5 protein-coding genes are annotated in these 18,632 nt (G+C 76.2%); 4 read left to right on the top strand and 1 reads right to left on the bottom strand.

Annotated elements, in window-relative coordinates; translation table 11 throughout:
- Positions 1-7 precede the first annotated feature (7 nt).
- The 4 genes from QC283_RS12380 to QC283_RS12365 are packed head-to-tail and all read left to right on the top strand — an operon-like array spanning position 8 to position 17,886.
- Positions 8-7,108, top strand: a complete 7,101-nt coding sequence (locus QC283_RS12380; protein WP_279561508.1) for a non-ribosomal peptide synthetase — start codon at positions 8-10, stop codon at positions 7,106-7,108.
- A complete protein-coding gene (locus tag QC283_RS12375; RefSeq protein WP_279561507.1) occupies positions 7,105-13,125 on the top strand; it encodes a non-ribosomal peptide synthetase in 6,021 nt (2,006 codons plus the stop codon). The genes QC283_RS12380 and QC283_RS12375 overlap by 4 nt, the downstream gene beginning before the upstream one ends.
- Positions 13,122-16,427: an amino acid adenylation domain-containing protein gene (locus QC283_RS12370; RefSeq protein ID WP_279561506.1), complete on the top strand. Its 3,306-nt coding sequence runs from the start codon at positions 13,122-13,124 to the stop codon at positions 16,425-16,427. The genes QC283_RS12375 and QC283_RS12370 overlap by 4 nt, the downstream gene beginning before the upstream one ends.
- A 1-nt stretch (position 16,428) precedes the next feature.
- Positions 16,429-17,886 (top strand): cation:proton antiporter domain-containing protein, encoded by a 1,458-nt coding sequence (locus QC283_RS12365; RefSeq protein WP_279561505.1) that lies wholly within the window; start codon positions 16,429-16,431, stop codon positions 17,884-17,886.
- Here the strand turns inward: QC283_RS12365 and QC283_RS12360 are convergent.
- Positions 17,868-18,617, bottom strand: a complete 750-nt coding sequence (locus QC283_RS12360; RefSeq protein WP_279561504.1) for a 2OG-Fe dioxygenase family protein — start codon at positions 18,615-18,617, stop codon at positions 17,868-17,870. The two genes, QC283_RS12365 and QC283_RS12360, sit on opposite strands and share 19 nt — an antisense overlap.
- Positions 18,618-18,632 lie beyond the last annotated feature (15 nt).

The following is an 18,632-nucleotide window of genomic DNA, read 5'->3' as shown; positions in this document are numbered from 1 at the left end:
AGCGCAGGTGCTGCACGACGGTGGAACACCCTGGCCGGTCCGTCTGCGGGACGCGGAGCCAGAACCGCTCCTCGCCCCGGCAGCTCCGCCCGGAACCCGGCCCGCCCCGGCGGGCCGGGCCGGCGCGCCCGCCCACCGCACGGCCGTACCCGCACGGGTGGCGCCCGAGGCCGCGCGGACACTGCACGCCATGACCGGCGGTGCCCCCGAAGGACTGCTGCTGCTGGCCGTGGCCGCCGTCCGCATCGTGGCCGCCGGGCTCGGCGGCAACCGGCGCGTGCCCGTCGTCTGTCCCGCGCTCGGCGAGGACGCGGCCGAGCGCGCCGAATTCGCGCTGCTCGCCCCGCTGGACCCGCAGGCGCCCGCCACCCGCTTCCTGGAGGCGCTGCACACCGAACTCGCCGAAGCCGCGGCCGGCCCCTGGCCCGACCGCGCGGCTCTCGTCGACCGGCTCACCGCCACCGGCGCGGCCGACCCCGCGGTCCTGGACCAACTGGCGGTCGTCTGCCCCGCCCTGCACGGGGAGCGCACACCCGCCGCGCCCACCGGCGCGACCCTGACCGTCGTCCAGGACACGCCCGACGACATCCGCCTCACCGCACACGGGACCTGCGAACTCGCCACGGCCCTTGCGCGCTGCGCTGCCGCCGTGCTCGAAGCCCTGGCCGCCGGCCCGCACCGCCCGGTGCGCGACCTCGACGTCCTCGGTCCCGCCCAACGCGCCGAACTGCGGGCCCTCGCCGCGCTGCCCGCCCCCGGCGCGTTCGACGCCGCGACCGTCACCGCGCTCGTGACCGAGCAGGCCCACCGCACCCCGGACGCCCTCGCCGTCACGGGCGAGGGCCGCACCCTGACGCACGGGCAGCTCCTGGAGGAGACCGAGCGCGTCGCCGGGGTGCTCGCCGACCGCCACGGAGTCGGCCCCGGCGACCGGATCGCCGTCGTCGCCGACCGCGGCGCCTCACTCGTCGTCTCCTTCGCCGCCGTCCTGCGCACCGGCGCGGCCTACGTCCCCCTCGACCCCGGCCACCCCGAGGCCCGCCTCGCCCTGCTGGCCGGGCTCAGCGGCAGCCGCCTCGTGCTGCGGGCCTGCGCCGAGGGCCCCGACGAGGAGGCCCTGCCCGTCCCCGTGGTGGACCTCGACGACCTGCGTGCCGTCCCCGCGCCCCCGTGCCCCACCGCGCCCCGACCGCAGGACGACGCGACCGTCCTGTTCACCTCCGGCTCCACCGGCACCCCCCGGCCGGTCGCCCTGCGGCACGACCAGCTCGCCCACAAGGTGCTCACCGGCGCGCGGGAACTGGGCCTGGACGCCGGCACCCGTACCGCGCTGCTCTCCGCGATCACCTCCGACGCCACCACCTTCCAGGTCTTCTCGACCCTGCTCAGCGGCGGCCGGCTCGTCGCGGTCGGCGCCCCCGACCGCATCGAACCCGCCGCGCTGTGGCAACGCGTCCGCGACGGCGAGGTCACCCTCGTCAACTGCGTGCCCGGCCTTCTCTCCGCGCTGCTGCGCGGCCTGGACGAGGACGCCGAACTCCCCCTGCGCCACCTCCTGCTGGGCGGTGACACCATCCCCCGGGGCCTGCTGCCGCGCACCACCGGCCGACTGCGCGTCGGCACCTTCGCCAACCTGTACGGGCCCAGCGAAGCCACCATCGACGCCACCATGTACATCCGCCCCGGCCAGGAGGCCGGGCGGCTCCAGAGCGTGCCCATCGGACGGCCCTCGCCGGGCTACGGCGTCCTGGTCGTCACGCCCACCGGGGAACTGGCCCCGGCCGGAGTCACCGGCGAGATACTCGTCGCCGGGCCCGGCGTCGCCCCCGGCTACCTCGGCGACCCGGCGGCGACCGCGGACCGCTTCACCACCACGCCGCACACCGCGGACGCCCCCGTCTTCCGCACCGGCGACCTCGGCCGCTGGGACACCGACGGCGAACTGCGCTACCTCGGCCGCGGCGACGGCCAGGTGCAGATCTTCGGCAACCGCGTCGAGCCCGGCGAGATCGAGCAGACCCTCGTCCGCGACGACGGCGTCACCGAGGCCGTGGTCGTCCCCCGCGTCCGCGACGGGCAGACCACCCTGCACGCCTGGTACACCGGCGTCCGCGCCCCCGAGGAGCTGGCCACCGCCCTGCGGGCCGCGCTGCCGTCCCACATGCGCCCGGCCACCCTGCACCGCCTCGACGCCCTGCCCCTGACCCCGCACGGCAAGGTCGACCGGCGCGCCCTGCTCACCCTCCTGGCCGACGGCGACCGCCCGTCCTGGCAGCCCGCCGATCCTCTGGCGGCGCTCGTCCGCGACGCCTGGGCCGACGTGTTCGGGCAGCCGCCGCGCACCGGAATGGACGACTTCTTCGCCGCCGAGGGGCAGAGCCTGGCCGCGGTCCAGCTGGTCGGCACCGTCTGCGAGGCCACCGGACGGCCGGACGCGCTCACCGTCCACGACGTGTTCAGCCGGCGCACCCCCCTGGCTCTCGCGGCCGCCCTGCGCGAGCGCGACGTCCGCCCCGGCGGCCCCCGGCCGGCCCCGGCCGCACCCGGCACTCCGGGGCGACCGACAACGGCACCCGGTACTCCCGGTACTCCCGGTACTCCCGGTACTCCCGCCACCGGGCCGCTGCCCGCCACCAACGCCCAGCGACGCATGTGGTTCCTGGACCGCCTCGACCAGTCACCGCTGCCCCCGTACAACATGGTGGAGGCGTACCGCGTCGACACCCCCGTCGACACCGCGGTGCTCGCCGCCCGCGTCGACGACCTCGTCGCCCGGCACGAGGCGCTGCGCACCGTCCTGCGGGAGAGCCCGCACGGCCTGGAGCAGCTCGTGCTGCCGGCGCCCTCGGGCGTCCTCACCGTCGAACCGCTCCCCGACGGCACCGACCCCGGCGACCGTCTGCGGTCCGCCTACGCCCGTGAGTGCGCCTGGCGTTTCGACCTGGCCCACGGACCGCTCACCCGCGTGCACTGGCTGCCCGACGCCGACGGCGGCACCCTGCTGTTCACCATCCACCACGCCGTGTGCGACGGCTGGTCGTACGCGGTGCTGCTGCGCGACCTCGTCGACTCGCTGCGCGCCGACACGTCCCAGGCCCCGCCCGCCCCGCAGTACGCCGAGCACACCCGCGCGCTCGCCGACCGCCTCGCCGGACCGCGCGGCGAGGCCCACCGCGCCTACTGGACACGGCAGCTGGCCGGCCTTCCCGAACCGCTCGAACTGCCCGCCGACCGGCGCCGCCGCGCCGGGCGCGACTCCACGGGCGGCAAGGTGCGCCTGCCACTGCCCGCCGAACTCACCGACGCGCTCGCCGCGGCCTGCCGGGACGCCGCCGCCACCTCCTTCATGGGGGTCGTCGCGGCCGTACGGGTGCTGCTGCTGAAGCTGTGCGGCCAGGGCGACGCCCTGCTCGGCACCATCGACGCCGGCCGCGTCGGCAGCAGGGCCGCGGCGACCGTGGGGCTCTTCGCCAACACGGTCGTGCTGCGCACCCCCGTCGACCCCGACCGCTCCTTCCGCGAGCTGCTCGCCGCGGTACGCACCACCGCCCAGGAAGCCCTGGACCACGCCGAGTACCCCTTCGAGCGGCTCGTGGAGGACCTGCGGCTGCCGCGCGACGCGAGCCGCAACCCGCTCTTCGACGTACTCGTGGAGACTGCCCTGTCCGGCACCGCCGTCACCGGCGACGCCACCGCGCCCGGCGTGCGGCACCTCGAACTCGACCCGCCCGTCAGCGACTTCGACCTGGCGTTCAGCTTCCTGGAGGCGTCCCGGGACCGCCCCGGGGAACTGCGGGTCGCCTACACCGACGACCTCTTCGACCGCGCCACCGCCCACCGGATCGGCGAACGGCTCCTGACACTGCTGACGGGGCTGCTCGCCGCCCCCGACGCCCCCGTGCGCCGGGCGACGGTGCTGCCCGACGCCGAACGCCACTACCTGCTCCACGAGGCCGACGACACGGCGGCCCCCTTCCCCGCCGGCTCCACCCTCCTCGACCTGGTCGAGGAGCAGGTCGCCCGCACCCCCGACCGGCCCGCCGTCGTGCACGGTGCGACCACCCTGACCTACGCCGAGCTCGACGCACGGGCCGAGGCACTGGCCGCACGCCTGCGCACCGTCGCCGCCCCGGGACCCGGGCGGCTCGTGGCCGTCGTCACCGAACGCACCGAATGGATGGCCGTCTGCGTCCTGGCGGTACTCAAGACGGGGGCCGCGTTCCTGCCGCTCGACCCGGAACAGCCCGCCGACCGGCTGGCCTTCGCGCTCACCGACAGCGAAGCCGTCGCCGTCCTCGCCGACGGCGCACACCATGCCACTGCCACCGCCGCGGCCACCGTCCCCGTCCTCGACCTGCGCGCCCCGCACGATCCGTACACACCGGCCCCGGCCCCCGCCCGCCGCGCCGGCCCCCGCGACCTCGCCTACGTCATCTACACCTCCGGTTCCACCGGCCGCCCCAAGGGCGTCATGGTCGAGCACCGCGGCATCGTCAACACCGTCCACCACCGGGCCGGCCACTACGCCTTCGACGGCACCACGTCCGTCCTCCAGGTACCGCCCCTGCACGCCGACAGCGGCGTCGGTGACATCTTCTCCGCCCTGGTCGCCGGCGCACGCGTCGTAGTCCTCGCCAAGGACCGCCTGCTGGACGCCGCCCACGTCGCCGAGGAGATCGAGCGCAACGCCGTCACCCACATCATGCTGGTGCCGAGCCTCTACCAGCTGCTGCTGGAACGGTGCGCCCCCCGGCTGAGCACCGTGCGCCAGATCGTGCTGGTGGGCGAGCGACTGCCCGAGGAACTCGCCGCCCGGCACGCACGCCTGCTGCCCGACACCGCCCTCCACAACGAGTACGGCCCCACCGAGGACAGCGTCTGGACCACGGGACACCGCGTCACCGACCCCGGCACCGGCATCCTCATCGGCCGGCCCATCGCCAACAAGACGGTCGACGTCCTCGACCCGAACGGAGACCTCGCCCCCCTCGGTGTCCCCGGCGAGCTGTGCGTCTCCGGCGCCGGACTGGCCCGCGGCTACCTGAACGACCCCGGACTCACCGCCGCGCGTTTCGTGCCCCACCCGGTACGCCCCGGCCGGCGCATGTACCGCACCGGGGACCTGGCCGTGCGCCGTGCCGACGGAAACCTCGCCTTCCTCGGCCGCGTCGACGACCAGGTGAAGATCCGCGGGCAGCGCGTCGAACCCGGCGAGGTGGCCGCCGTCCTCGCCGCACACCCCGACGTCCGCCGCTGTGCCGTCGTCGCCCGCGCCCTGCCGGGCAACGGCGAACCCGGTCTGGTGGCCTACGTGGTGGGGCACTGCGACCCGGGCGCACTGCGCACCTTCCTGGCGGAGCGGCTGCCCGCCGCGATGGTCCCCGCCCACTACACGGCGATCGCGGAACTGCCGCTCGGCCCGAACGGCAAACTCGACCACCGGGCCCTGCCCGACCCGGTCGCCGCGCCCGCCGACGCCTCGGCCGAAGCAGGGCTCACCCCGCCCGAACAGCGGGTGGCCCGGGTGTGGCGGGACGTGCTCGGCCACCCGGTCACCGAACCCGGCGCAGACCTGTTCGCGCTCGGCGGCCACAGCCTCACCGCGGCCCGCATCGCCGCCGGCCTCCAGGAGGAGTTCGGCACCCGGGTCCCGCTGAGCACCGTCTTCCGGCACCAGACCGTCCGGGCCCTGGCCTCCCACCTCCAGGCCGCACAGCCCCTCGCGCGCCGGTCGACCGGGCCCGCCGCCGCGCTCGACGGCCCGGTAGCGCTCGACGGCCCGGTACTGCCGCTGTCCCGGGCCCAACGCCGCATCTGGTCCGCCGCACGCTCCAGCCCCGTACCGACGGCCCTCAACATCAGCGACGCGCTGCGCCCCCGGCGCGACCTCGACCCCGCGGCACTGCGCCGGGCCACCGCCGCGCTCGCCGACCGCCACGAGGTGCTGCGCAGCCGCGTCGCCGTGGTCGACGGCACGGCCCGGCAGATCGTCCTGGACCGGCTGCCCGGCGGCCCGCCGCTGCGCGTCGTCGACCTCGCCCCGGGCCTGGGCGCCGACGCTCTCGCCGCCGAGCTGCGCGCCGCCCAGCAGACCGTCTTCGACCTCGCCACCGGCCCGCTCTTCGAGGTCCGGCTGCTGCGCGGCGCCCCCGGCGGCGACGTCCTCGTCGTCACCGCCCACCACATCGTGTACGACGGCGACAGCGTCGACCTGGTCGTCGCCGACCTGCTGCACGCCCACGACGCGCTGGCCGCCGGCCGGGAGCCCTGGGACGGACGCCCGCCCGCCCGCCAGTACCGGGAGTGGACCGCCGAGGAAGCCGCCTGGCTCGCCGGCCCCGAGGCCGCCGCCGACCGCGCCCACTGGCGGCGCACCCTCGCCTCGCCACTGCCGCGCCTGGACCTCGACCGCGCCGCTCCCCGCCCCGCCGCCCCACCGCGCGGCCCCGCCGGGCTGGTCGCCCGCACCGTCCCCACCGAACTCGTCGACGCGGCGGCGCGCACCGTGCCGGGCGCCACCGCGTTCATGGCGCTGCTCGCTGCCTGGACGCGGGTCCTGCACCGCGACAGCGGCCGGTCCGAGATCGTCGTCGGCAGCCCCGCGGCCCTGCGCGACCGCCCGGAACTCGCGTGTGTCGTCGGCTGTTTCGTCAACGCCCTGCCCCTGCGCCTGGCACCCGGCGCCTGCGCGTCCGACGGCGAACTGCTCGCCCAGGTCCGCGACCGGGTCCTGGAGGCCTACGAGCACGCGCGCTTCCCCTACGACGTCATCGTCACCGAACTCGTCGACCGGCCGCCGCGGGGCCGGCGCCCCGTCTACGACGTCGGCCTCAGCTGGGAGGTCTCGGAACGCGCCACCGACGGCTGGGAGTTCCTCGACGTGGTTCCCGAACACCCGCCGCTCACCGACGACCTCCGGATCTACGCGAGTGCCCGCGGCAGCGACCTGCGCCTCGAACTCGCCTACGACCCCGCGCTGTTCACGCGTGACACCGCCTCCGCCCTGCTCGATGACGTCGTCGGCACCCTCGCGGCGCAGGACCGGGGGCCCACCACCGACACCGCCACACCCCGCCCAGCCGGAACAGCAGGGAGCGTACGGCCATGACCGCCCAGCCCGTGACCAGCCCCACGACCACCGTGTCCGCCGTCGCACGCGTCGCGGTCACCGGACTCCGCCCCCGGCCGCCCGAGCCCGCCACGACCGGTCCCGTCACGACCGGGCCCACTACGGCCGCGCTCGCCACGACCGGTCCCGTCACGACCGGTCCCGTCACGACCGGGCCCACTACGGCCGCGCTCGCCACGACCGGTCCCGTCACGACCGGGCCCGTCACGACCGGGCCCACTACGGCCGCGCTCGCCACGACCGGGCCCGCCACGCCCGCGCCCGCCCCGGCCGGGCTCGCCGACCGCGGCCTGCCGCTGACCGCCCCCGCGCGTGCGGCCCTGGCCGCGGGAGACCGGCGTGCCCTGCTGGCCGCGGCGACAGCCCTCGCCGCCGCCGCGGCGGAGGAGACCGGACGTACCGCCGTCGTCGTGGACGGCCCCGGCGGGCCCGTCCGCCCGCGCCTCGACACGTCCGCCGCACACAGCGTCGGCGACCTCCTGAAGGCCACCGCGGACACCGTCCCCGCCACACCGGGGGCACCCGGGATCCAGCTCGTCCTCGACGGCGAACGACCCGTACTGCGAGCCGAGTTCGACCCCGCCCACTTCGCACCCTGGTTCGCCGACAGCTTCCTGCGCACCGTCGACCACCTCGCCGGCCAACTCACCGAACCGGAACGCCCCCTCGCCGACCTGACCCTGACCGCGACCGCGGACCGGCAGACCGTCCACGACTTCGGCCACGCCGGCTTCCGGCCGCCGGCCGAGCCCGGCACCCTCGTGGACCGGCTGGAGCGCGGAGCCCGCGCCGGCGGCACCGCCCCGGCCGTGATCACCGCGGACGGCACCGTCGGCCATGACGAACTGCGCGCCGAGTCCCTGCGCACCGCCCGCCGCCTGCACGCCGGGCACGGGGCGCGCACCGGCACCCGCGTCGCCCTCCTCGTCGGCAAGGGCCGCCACGCGCTCAGCGCCCTCCTCGGAACGGTGCGCTCCGGCGCCGCCTACGTACCGCTCGACCCGTCCCAGCCGGCGGCACGCCTCACGGAGGTCCTCGCCGACGTCGACGCGGTCGCCCTGGTCGCCGAACCCTCCCACCTCGCGCTCGCCCGGACCCTCGCCGGTGCCACCGGCACCCCCGTGCTGTCCGCGGCCGAACTCGCCGCACCCGGCGGGCCCGACGAGGGCGCCGACCCTCTCCCGCCGCGGCCCGGCGACCCGGCCTACGTCATCTACACGTCCGGCTCCACCGGGCGGCCCAAGGGCGTCGTCGTACGCCACTCCGCCATCTGCGGCTATCTGGCCTGGAAGGACGACTACCACGCGCTGTCCCCGGACACCTGCCTGCTGCAGATACCCGCGCTGTCCTTCGACAGCTCCGTCTCCGACGTCTTCTCGGTGCTCGGCGCGGGCGGACGGCTCGTCCTCGTCGAGGGCAACCGCCGACTGGACGGCCCCCACCTGCGCACCCTCGCCGAACGCCACGCCGCCACCCACGTCACGCTCGTCCCGAGCCTGTACCGGGCGGTCATGGACGCGCTCGCCGCCGCGGGCACCCTGCGGGTCGTCACCGTCGCGGGCGAGGCGATGCCGGCCGGACTCGTCGACCGCCACCGGCTGCTGCTGCCGGGCACACGGCTCGTCAACGAGTACGGCCCGACCGAGAACTCCGTGGGAGCCACCGCCTTCGACTACCCGGAACACGAGCTGTACGGCACGCCCATCGGGCGGCCCCTGAGCAACACGGCCGTGTCCGTCCTCGACGCGGCCGGCCGTCCCGTCCCGCCCGGCTTCCCCGGCGAGATCCAGCTGGCCGGACCCGGCCTCGCCGACGGCTACCTCGGCCGTCCCGGGCCGACCTCGGCGGCCTTCGTACCCGACGCCGACGCCCCGGGCGGGCGCCGCTACCGCACCGGGGACCTGGCCTGGTGGCAGGAGGACGGCACGCTGCAGTTCCTCGGCCGGGCCGACGACCAGGTCAAGATCCGCGGCAACCGGGTCGAACTCGGCGACGTCGAGGCCCACCTGACGAACGTGGACGGCGTCACCGGTGCCTTCGCCGTGGTCACCGCGGGCCCGGACGGGCGGCCCTCGCTGGTCGCCTGGGTCACCGGCCCGGCCACCGCCGACCCCGCCCGCGTGCGGGCCCTCGCCGCCGAACGCCTGCCCGCCCCGCTCGTCCCCGACCGCGTACTGCCCCTGGAGAGCGTCCCGCTCACCACCAACGGCAAGGCCGACCGCCGGGCCCTGGCGGACCGCGCCGCGGGCGCCCTCGGGAACCGGCAGGCACCGCCACCGGAGCGGCCCGAGCCGCCCGCCCCGGGCGAGGGAACCCGGGCACCGGACCCCGAAGCGCGAACCGAGCAGGCAGCCGCCGACGGGGACCTGGAGGAGACCGTCTCCGGACTCTTCCGCGAGCTGCTGGGAGTCGACGAGACCGGCCCCGACGACAGCTTCTTCGCGCTCGGCGGGCACAGCCTCCTCGCGGTCGACCTCGTGGGCCTCCTCCAGGAGCGCCACGGACTGCGCCTGGAGATCGACGAACTCTTCGAAGGGCCCACGGTCGCCGAGATCTGCGCCGTGCTGCGACGTGCCGCCGCCCCCGGCCCGACCGGGCAGGGCGGCCCCCCGTACGGCACCGACGCCACCGCCCCCGACGACCACCCGCTGTCCGCCGCCCAGCACCGGATGTGGACCCTCGCCCACCTCGGCGGAGCCGGCGCGACGACGCACCACCTCACGGACGTCCTGCGCGTGGACGGCGCCCTGAGCGGGGACGAACTCGCCGAGGCGCTCACCGACGAGGCCGCCGGCCACGAACTCCTGCGGGCCCGGTTCCTCGTCCGCGACGGCGCCCCCCGCCAGCGCTTCGTGCCGGGCGACCGGCCCCCGCTGACCGTGGTGCCCCTGGAGCACGACCCGTCACCCGCGCGCGTCGCCGAGACCGTCGCGACACTGGCCGGCCGGCCCTTCGACCTCGAGCACGAACCGCCCCTGCGCGCCGCGCTGCTCACACTCTCGCCGACCAGCTCGGTCGTCGTCCTGACCGTCCACCACATCGCCTGCGACGGCACGTCCGCCGCCGCGCTCGTGCGCCGCGTCCTGGCACGCATACGTGCGCGGCGCACGGGCACACCCGCGCCCCCCGTACCCGCCGGACGCTTCACCGACCACATCGCCCGCGAGAGCGCCCGCCTCACCGGGCCCGAGGGCGCCGCCGACCGTGCCTACTGGCACGAGCGGCTGGCCGGCCCGCTGCCGTACCCCCTGCTGCCCGCCGACGGGGAGCGCGGCACGTCCGCCGGTCCGGGCGCCGCCCACACCGTGCGGCTGCCCGCCGAGGCGGGCGACCGGGTGCGCGCCCTCGCCCGCGAACTGGGCACCAGTGTCTTCACCGTGGGCCTGACCTCGCTGGGCTGGCTGCTGCAGCGCTTCACCGGACAGCGGCGGATGCTCGTCGGCACCCCTGTCACCCTGCGCGAGCACGCCGCGGGCGCCGACGTGGCCGGACCGTTCCTCAACACCGTCGTCCTCACCGCCGACCTGCCGCCCGAGGCCACGTTCACCGAGGCCGCGGCACGCGTGCGGTCCGCCGTCGCCGGTGCCGTGGCCCACCGCGGCCACCCCTTCGACCGGCTCGCCGACGAACTTCCCGGCGCGCGCGACGGAGGCCGCACCCCGCTGTTCACCGTGATGTTCACCGCCGACGAGCCGGGCGCCGCCGGTACCGACGAGACGTTCGACGCGGGACCCGGGCTCACCGTACGGCGCGAGCCGTTCGCCCACGACGTCAGCGAGTTCGAACTCAGCTTCCACCTGGACAACTCAGGTGACCACCTCGCCCTGACCGCCGAGTACGACACGGTGCTCTTCAGCGCCGCCCGCGTGCGCCGGCTCCTCGGCCACTGGGCCGACCTGCTCGTCCGCGCCGCCCGCGAACCGTCCCGCAGCTTCGCCGACCAGCCCCTTCCCGACACCGAACCGTCCGAGCCGGCCCACCGCGAGACGCGCGCGGCAGGCGGGCCCGGATGGCTCCTGGACCCCTTCGGGCGTCCCGTGCCCATCGGCGTGCCCGGCGAACTGCACACCGCCGACGGCCCCACCGGCCTGGCCGCGGTCCGTGCGGAGGACGGCACCCTGGTGCCCCGCGGACCGGCCGGCCGTCCCACCGCCCTGGCGGACACCGAACTGCGCCTGCGCGAGCACCCGGACGTCACCGACGCGCGGATGACCGCACCGGACCACGCGCGGGTGACGGTACGCCCCGGCCGGCCCGTCACCGCCCAGGCCCTGCGCGCCTTCGTCCGCCGTGCCCTGCCGGCCGCCTGGGTCCCGGAGACCGTCGAGATCGTCACCGCCCCGCACGGCACGACCGGCGGCGCCCCCGCCGCCGGCGACGGCACCGCGGACACCGTGACCGTCGTCGGACAGGCCGTGGCCGCCTGCCTGGGACTGGCCGCACCCGCAGGCCCCGACGACGACTTCTTCGAACTGGGCGGCGCCTCGCTCGACGCGATCGCCGTCGCCGGCCGGCTGCGCGCCGCGCTGGGCACCGACGTCCCGCCGCGGCTCGTCTTCGACCTGCGGACGCCCGCCGCCATAGCCGAGGCACTCGCCCGCCGTGCCGCGCCCGCGACGGCACCGCCCGGGACCCAGGCCCCCGCCGAGGACGACCCGGTGCCCGCCCCCGCCGACGGGCCCGCCCCGCTGAGCGCGGAACAGATCCACATCTGGCGCGCCCTGCGCGACGGCGCCCCCCAGGCCGCGTTCACGGTCCTGGAGGCGCTGCGCACCGGGCCCGTCGACCCGTACGCGCTGCGCGAGGCGGTCGAGTACACGGCCGCCCGCCACGACGCGCTCTCCAGCCGCCTGGTGAGCGACGGCCACGAACCCCGCTGGCAACGGCTCTCCGTACCGCGCGTCTCCTGGCACGAGGACGACCTCCGCGCCCTCGACGAGGCCGGGCGGACCGCGGCGCTGCGCGCCAGGACCCAGCGGCACCTGGCCGAACCCTTCGACCTGACCGCGGGCCTGCTGTTGCGCGCCCGCCTGGTGCGGCTGTCCGACGACGAGCACGTCCTGCTCCTGGCGGTGCACCACATCGCCGTCGACGGCCGCTCCATGGAACTGATCACCACGGGTGTCGAGGACGCCTACGCCGCCCTCGCGTCCGGCCGGCGTCCCGGCCCCGCACCTGACGCGCCGCTCCTCGCGGACGAGGCCCGCCGCCAGCGGGCCCGGACCCCCGACGCCGGCACCCTGGACGGGTGGCGGCAGGCCCTGGCGACAGCACCGCCCGATCTGCGGCTGCCCTACGACCGCCCCCGGCTGGTGCGGTCCGCCCTCATCCCGAGCGAACTGCCCTTCACCCTGCCGACGCCCGGTGCGCGCGCCTTCGCCCGCACCGCCGGGCTCACGCCCTTCACGGCCCAGCTCACCGCGCTGACCGAGGCGCTCGCCCGGTACGCGGACGGCCGGGACGAGGTATGGCTCGCCACCGTCGTCAGCACCCGCGGCCGAACCGGCCTCGCCGACGTCGTCGGCCCGCTCACCGCGACCGTCGTCCTGCGCGTGCCGACCGCGGGCACCCACAGCCACCGCGACCTCGCCCAACGGGTCGCCGAAGCGCTGCTGGACGCGCACACCCACCCCGAGACCGACCTCGCCGCCGTCGGCGACCTCGCCGAACGGGAGTACGGCATCGACCGGGCCCGGCTCAGCCAGATCCTCGTGGTCGCCCAGGAAGAGGGCCACCCGCGCCCCGGCGGCCTGTTCACACCCGACGACGACGCCGCGGCCGTACGTCCGACCGCCACCGCCTTCGACCTGGTGTGGTCCCTGCGGGCCGGGGCCGACGACGCCGGGGGAGTCCTCACCTACAAGGCGGAACTCTTCGACGCCGCGACCGCCGAGAACCTCGTCGACCGCTACCGCCGCGCCCTGCACGCCCTGCTGCACACGCCGGACAGCCCGTGGCGCACCCCCGCGGACGGACACGGGGAGGAACCGTCGTGAGCGGTGACTGGACCGAGACGCTGCGCCGGCTGAACGACACCGCGGCCCCCGTCCCCGACGGCACCGTCGCCGACCTGCTGCGCGAGCGGTCCGCCCGGTGGCCGGGACACCCCGCCGTGGTCACCGGCGACCGCACGCTCACCCACCGCGCGCTGCACGCCCTGGCCGACACGCTCGCCGTACGGCTGGCCGCTCTGGGCGCGGGCCCCGGCAGTGTGGTCCGCGTCTGCCTGCCCCGCTCGGCCGAACTGGTCGTCGCGCTGCTGGGCGTCCTGCGCAGCGGCGCGGCCTATCTGCCGCTCGACCCGAACTACCCCCGACAGCGGCTGGCGGGCATCGCCGAGGACGCGCTCAGCGACCTCACCGTCACCACCGCGGAGTTCGCCGCACTGGTGCCGGACGGCCGGACGGTACTGATCGACCTGGACGAGCCGGCGGCGGACCCCGACGACGCGGGCACCGGCGCGGCACCGCCCGCCCGCTGCCCCGCCGCCCCCTCGGACCTGGCGTACATCATCCACACCTCCGGCTCCACCGGGCGGCCCAAGGGCGTGGGCATCGAGCACCGCAACCTCGTCAACCTGCTGGCCGCGACCGCCGAACCGTTCGGGCTGCGGCCCGGACGCCGCGTACTGCAGTTCTCCGGCCCCGGCTTCGACGTGTCGGTGTGGGAGATCTTCGCCACCCTGTGGGCCGGCGCCGCCGTCGTCCCCTTCGACGCCCCCGTCGCCTCCGCCGATACGATCACCGCCCTCGTCCGCGACCGCGGCGCGGACACGGTGTTCCTGCTGGCCGCGCTCCTCGCCCAGCTCGACCCCGCCGGCTTCCCCGGCGTACGCACCGTCGTGACCGGGGGAGAGGCGTTCTGCCAGGCGCTGGTGGACCGCTGGGCCCCGGACCGCGACCTGATCTACGTCTACGGGCCGACCGAGGCCACCGTCTTCCAGTCCTGGCACCGCTGCCCGCCCGGTGCCGAGGCGGAGCCCCCCACCGTGGGACGGCCCATGGCCAACCTGCGCTACCACGTGTGCGACGAACACGGCCGCCCCGTCGACGGACCGGGCGTGGTCGGCGAACTGCTCGTCGGAGGCGCGGGCGTGGGACGCGGCTACCAGGGACGGACCGCACCCGACACCGGGCGCTTCGTGACCGACCCGTACGCCCCGGCACCGGGAGCCCGCCTCTACCGCACCGGCGACCTGGTCAGCCACCGCCCCGACGGCACCCTCGACTTCCGTGGACGGGCCGACCGCCAGGTCAAGATCCGCGGCTTCCGCATCGAGCCGGGCGAGGTGGAAGCCGCACTGGCCGCCCTGCCCGGCGTCGCGGCGGCGGCCGTCGTCGTGCCGGACGGCACCACCGAGCCCGTCCTCGTCGCCCACCTCGTGGCGCGCGGCACCGGCCTGCCCGAGGACTGGCGGGAACTGCTCGCCGGCCGGCTCCCCTACTACATGGTCCCGGCGGCCGTGGCCGTCTGCGACCGGCTCCCCGAAACCCCCAACGGGAAGATCGACCGGCGCGCGCTGGCCGCACGCGGACTGCCCGCCGTACCGGACCCGCACGAGCCCCCCGCCCCCGCGCACGTCCCGGAGCGGGTCCCCGGCGCCGAGCTCGGGCCGCCGCTGCGCGAGGTGTTCGCCACCGTCCTGGACCGTGCCGTCACCGACCAGGACGACTTCTTCCGGCTCGGCGGCACCAGCCTCAAAGCGGCCGCACTGGCCCAACGGGCCACCGTCCGCCTGGGACTCGACGTCCTCGTCCGCGACGTCTTCGAGTCACCCACGCCCGCCGCGCTCGCCGCCCGACTGGCCGCCCGCCACTCCCGCGCCCACCCCGGGCCCGACCCGGCCGCCGACGCCGACAGTACGCACCGGACCCCCGGGCCCGCCGGACGCGAACCCCTCGCCGCGCCCTTCGCCATGTCCCCGCTCCAGCGCGGCCTCTGGCTGGAACAGCAGCTCCGGGGCCCCGACGACACCGCCTACCACGTACCCCTCCTGCTGCGCTGCACCGGCACCCTCCAGCCCGAGGCGCTGGCCCGGGCCGTGACCGCCCTGCAGGACCGGCACCCGGCGCTGCGGACCGTGTTCCACGAGCGGGGCGGAGAGCCGGTGCCCGTGCTGCGGACCGAGACCGTCCACCTCGCCGAGCGCACGGCGGACACCCCGGCCGACCGGGACACGCTCGTGGACCGGCTCATCCACGAGCCGTTCGACCTCGCTCGCGGCCCGCTGCTGCGTCCGACCCTGATCCGCACCCCCGGCGACCGCCACCTGCTGCTGGTACTGCACCACACCGTCGCCGACCAGATGTCCCTGGACATCGCCGCGGCCGACCTCGTCGCCTGCCACGACGCCATCGCCGAGGACCGGCCGCTGCCGCCGCCGCCCGCCGACGTACCCGGGCCGCGCCCCACCGGCCGTGAACTCGCCTACTGGCACCAGGAACTGACTCCGCCGCCCGCACCCCTGCCACTGCCCGTCGACCACCCCCGCACCGCCGGTGCCGGCCGCCGCACCGCCGTACACCAGGAGGAGCTGGACCCGGCGACGGCCCGGGCCCTGCACGACCTGGCCCAAGTCCGCCGCACCTCGCTGTTCACCCCGCTCGCCGCAGCGGTCGCCCTCGCCCTGCACCACGCCACCGGAGCCGAGGACGTCTGCCTGGGAACCGCGGTCGGACTGCGCACGGGCGGCACCGTCGGCTGCCACATCAACACCGTGGCCCTGCGCACCACGATCCGCCCCACCACCAGTTGCGGCCGGCTGCTCGACGGCATCGCCGACCGTGTCGTCGGCGCCCTCGACCACGCCGCGCTGCCCTTCGGCGACGTGGTCCGCGCCCTGGACCCGCCCCGCCCGCCCGGCCGCGGACCGTTCTTCGACGTCTGGGTCACCCTGTGGGACGAGATCGACGCCGAAGGCCCGCTGCTGCGGCTGACCGGCCACCCGGTGCCGCTGCGCGACGGCCTGTTCGACCTGTCCTTCCAGTTCGCGCGCGGCGCCCACGGAACCCGTCTGGTCCTCCAGTACGACCGTGACCTGTACGAGCCGTCCACGGCCGCCGCCCTGGCCCACCGCGTCCTGCGGTACGCCCGGGAGCTCGGCCGGACCGGCCCCGAAGACCCGCTGCCCTCGCGGCAGCACCCCTCGGACACCTCCGTGCCAACGGCCGCGCCCACCCTCGCCGGCTTCGCCGGCTTCGACTGGAACGCCGCCGCGACCGGGCCGTCCGCCCCCGCCCCCCTTTCCGTCCCCCACGCCTCAGCCGGCCCCGCCGGCTTCGAGCGAAAAGGCTTCTGAGATGCCCAGCAACAACGAACTGGTCATGCTGTTCTTCGTCCAACTGGCCGTCGTCCTGGCCGCCTGCCGACTCCTGGGAGTGCTGCTGCGCCGCCTGGGCCAGCCGCAGGTCGTCGCCGACATGGTGGCGGGCTTCCTGCTCGGACCCACCCTGCTGGGCCACGTCTTCCCCGCCCTGTTCGACGACCTCTTCCCGCAGGCCGTCACCGTGCCGGGAACCGATGTGGACATCCAGCACCCCGCGCTGGCCACCCTCTTCGTCGCCGGCCAGCTCGGCCTGGTCTTCTACATGTTCATCGTCGGGATGAGGTTCGACCACTCGATCCTGGCGAACCACGTCCGGCAGTCCGCCGCCGCCTCGATGGTCGGCGTCGCCGCACCGCTCCTCGTCGGCGGCCTGCTCGGCTGGTACCTGGCCGGCGGCGACCTGTGGTTCGCCGAGGACGTCGCCGGCTGGCAGGCCGCCGTGTTCCTCGGCGCGTCCTGTGCCATCACCGCCTTCCCGATGCTGGCCCGCATCATCAACGAGCGCGGCCTGACCCGCACCAAGGTCGGCACCCTCGCCCTGGCCTGCGCCGCGGTCGACGACGCCGCCGCCTGGATCCTGCTCGCCGTGGTGGTCGCCGCCGTCCAGGGCGACCCGGGCGTCGCCCTGCTGGCCCTGGGAGGAAGCGCCGCGTACGTCGTCCTGCTGCTCTGCGTCAGGCGGATCGCCGGCGAGCGATTCGTCCGCTGGGGGACGGGCCCGGCCGGGGTGCGCCCCGAAGCGCTCGGCGCGATGGTCGTCGTCCTGCTGGTCTGCGCGACCTTCACCGAATGGGTGGGCGTCTACTCGGTGTTCGGCGCGTTCCTGCTGGGAGCCTGCATGCCGCGCGGCGCGTTCGCCGACGAGATCGGGCGCCGTATCGAGCCCGTCACCAACTACGTCCTGGTACCGCTGTTCTTCGTCTACTCCGGTCTCAACACCCGGCTGGACGTCGTCTTCGAGCCCGCCGTCCTGGGCACGCTGCTGGTGGTCCTCGTCGTGGCGTTCGCGGTCAAGGGCGGCGCCTGCGCCCTCGCCTCACGAAGCGCGGGCAGCAGCTGGCGCGACGCCGCCTCACTGGGCGCCCTGATGAACGCGCGCGGCCTGATGGAGCTGATCCTCCTGGGAATCGGCCGCGACGCGGGCCTGATCACCGTCGAGCTGTACACGGTGCTCGCACTGATGACCGTCATCACCACGGTGGCGGCGACCCCGGTGTACGAGTGGATCCGGGGCCGGGGCACCGACCCGGCCGGGACCGCCACGCCGTCCGGCCCGCAGCCGGCCCCGGGACGTGCCGATGCCCTGGAGCCGGTCCCCGCAGGTGCCAGGACCCCGCAGCCGGTCCCCGCACATGCCGGGGCCCCGGAGCCGGAACCCGTACAGGTCCTGACCCCGGAGCCGGTGCCCGCCGCTCAGACCGCCCGCCGGTAGCTCGTCAGCAGCATGTCCCGGTGACCCTCGGCGAGGCCCGCCGCCGGATCCAGCCGCACCGGCTCGGTGCCGTGCAGGATCCGGCGGTCGTCGGCGTACAACGAGTCCATCGGCTCGGCAAGCAACGGCCGCTCCAGCGGCGCGCCGTCGGCGGCGCAGATGATGCTCCGCCCGCCCAGAACCCCGGCGCGGCCCATCAGGTGCAGCGAGATGAACTCGAAGCCGTCCCGGTGCACCCCCTCCGGCGAGGGCAGGCCCTCCTCGTCGGCCTGCGCGCGGACGCGCACGAGATGGACGTCCACCTCCCAGTCGCACGGCTCCAGCCCCTGGGCGAACTCCCGCACGCTGCGCAGCAGCAGCGCGTGCAGGAACGGGTTGTCCCGCACCTGTGGCGAGACCGGGGCGAAGTACCGCGCAACGCCGCCCGCGAACGGGTTGACCTCCGCGCTCTGCAGGTACGCTCCCGGCACCGAGGGCAACAGCGTCTGGCGTGCGGCCCGGTAGCGGTAGCGGACGTGCCGGCGCAGCCGGTACGCACCGCCGTCCGCGAGGTAGGCGTCGGGCTCCAGATGGTCGTACGCGGCTCGCAGCCGGTCCAGCTCAGGCGCCCACGCGGCGGTGCGGAACGCTCCGCCGGCCACCGTCACATAACCCCGGTCCCGCACCTCCCCGGCGACATCGGCGTCGACGGCCAGCGCCACGGACCTGCCGTGGTCGATCACGGACTGCACGGTCTTCTCCTCCTT

Source organism: Streptomyces sp. DH41 (assembly GCF_029813785.1).
GTDB lineage: Bacteria > Actinomycetota > Actinomycetes > Streptomycetales > Streptomycetaceae > Streptomyces.
The sequence above is the reverse complement of the archived record's forward strand: the minus strand, read 5'-3'. Positions and strand labels throughout refer to the sequence as shown.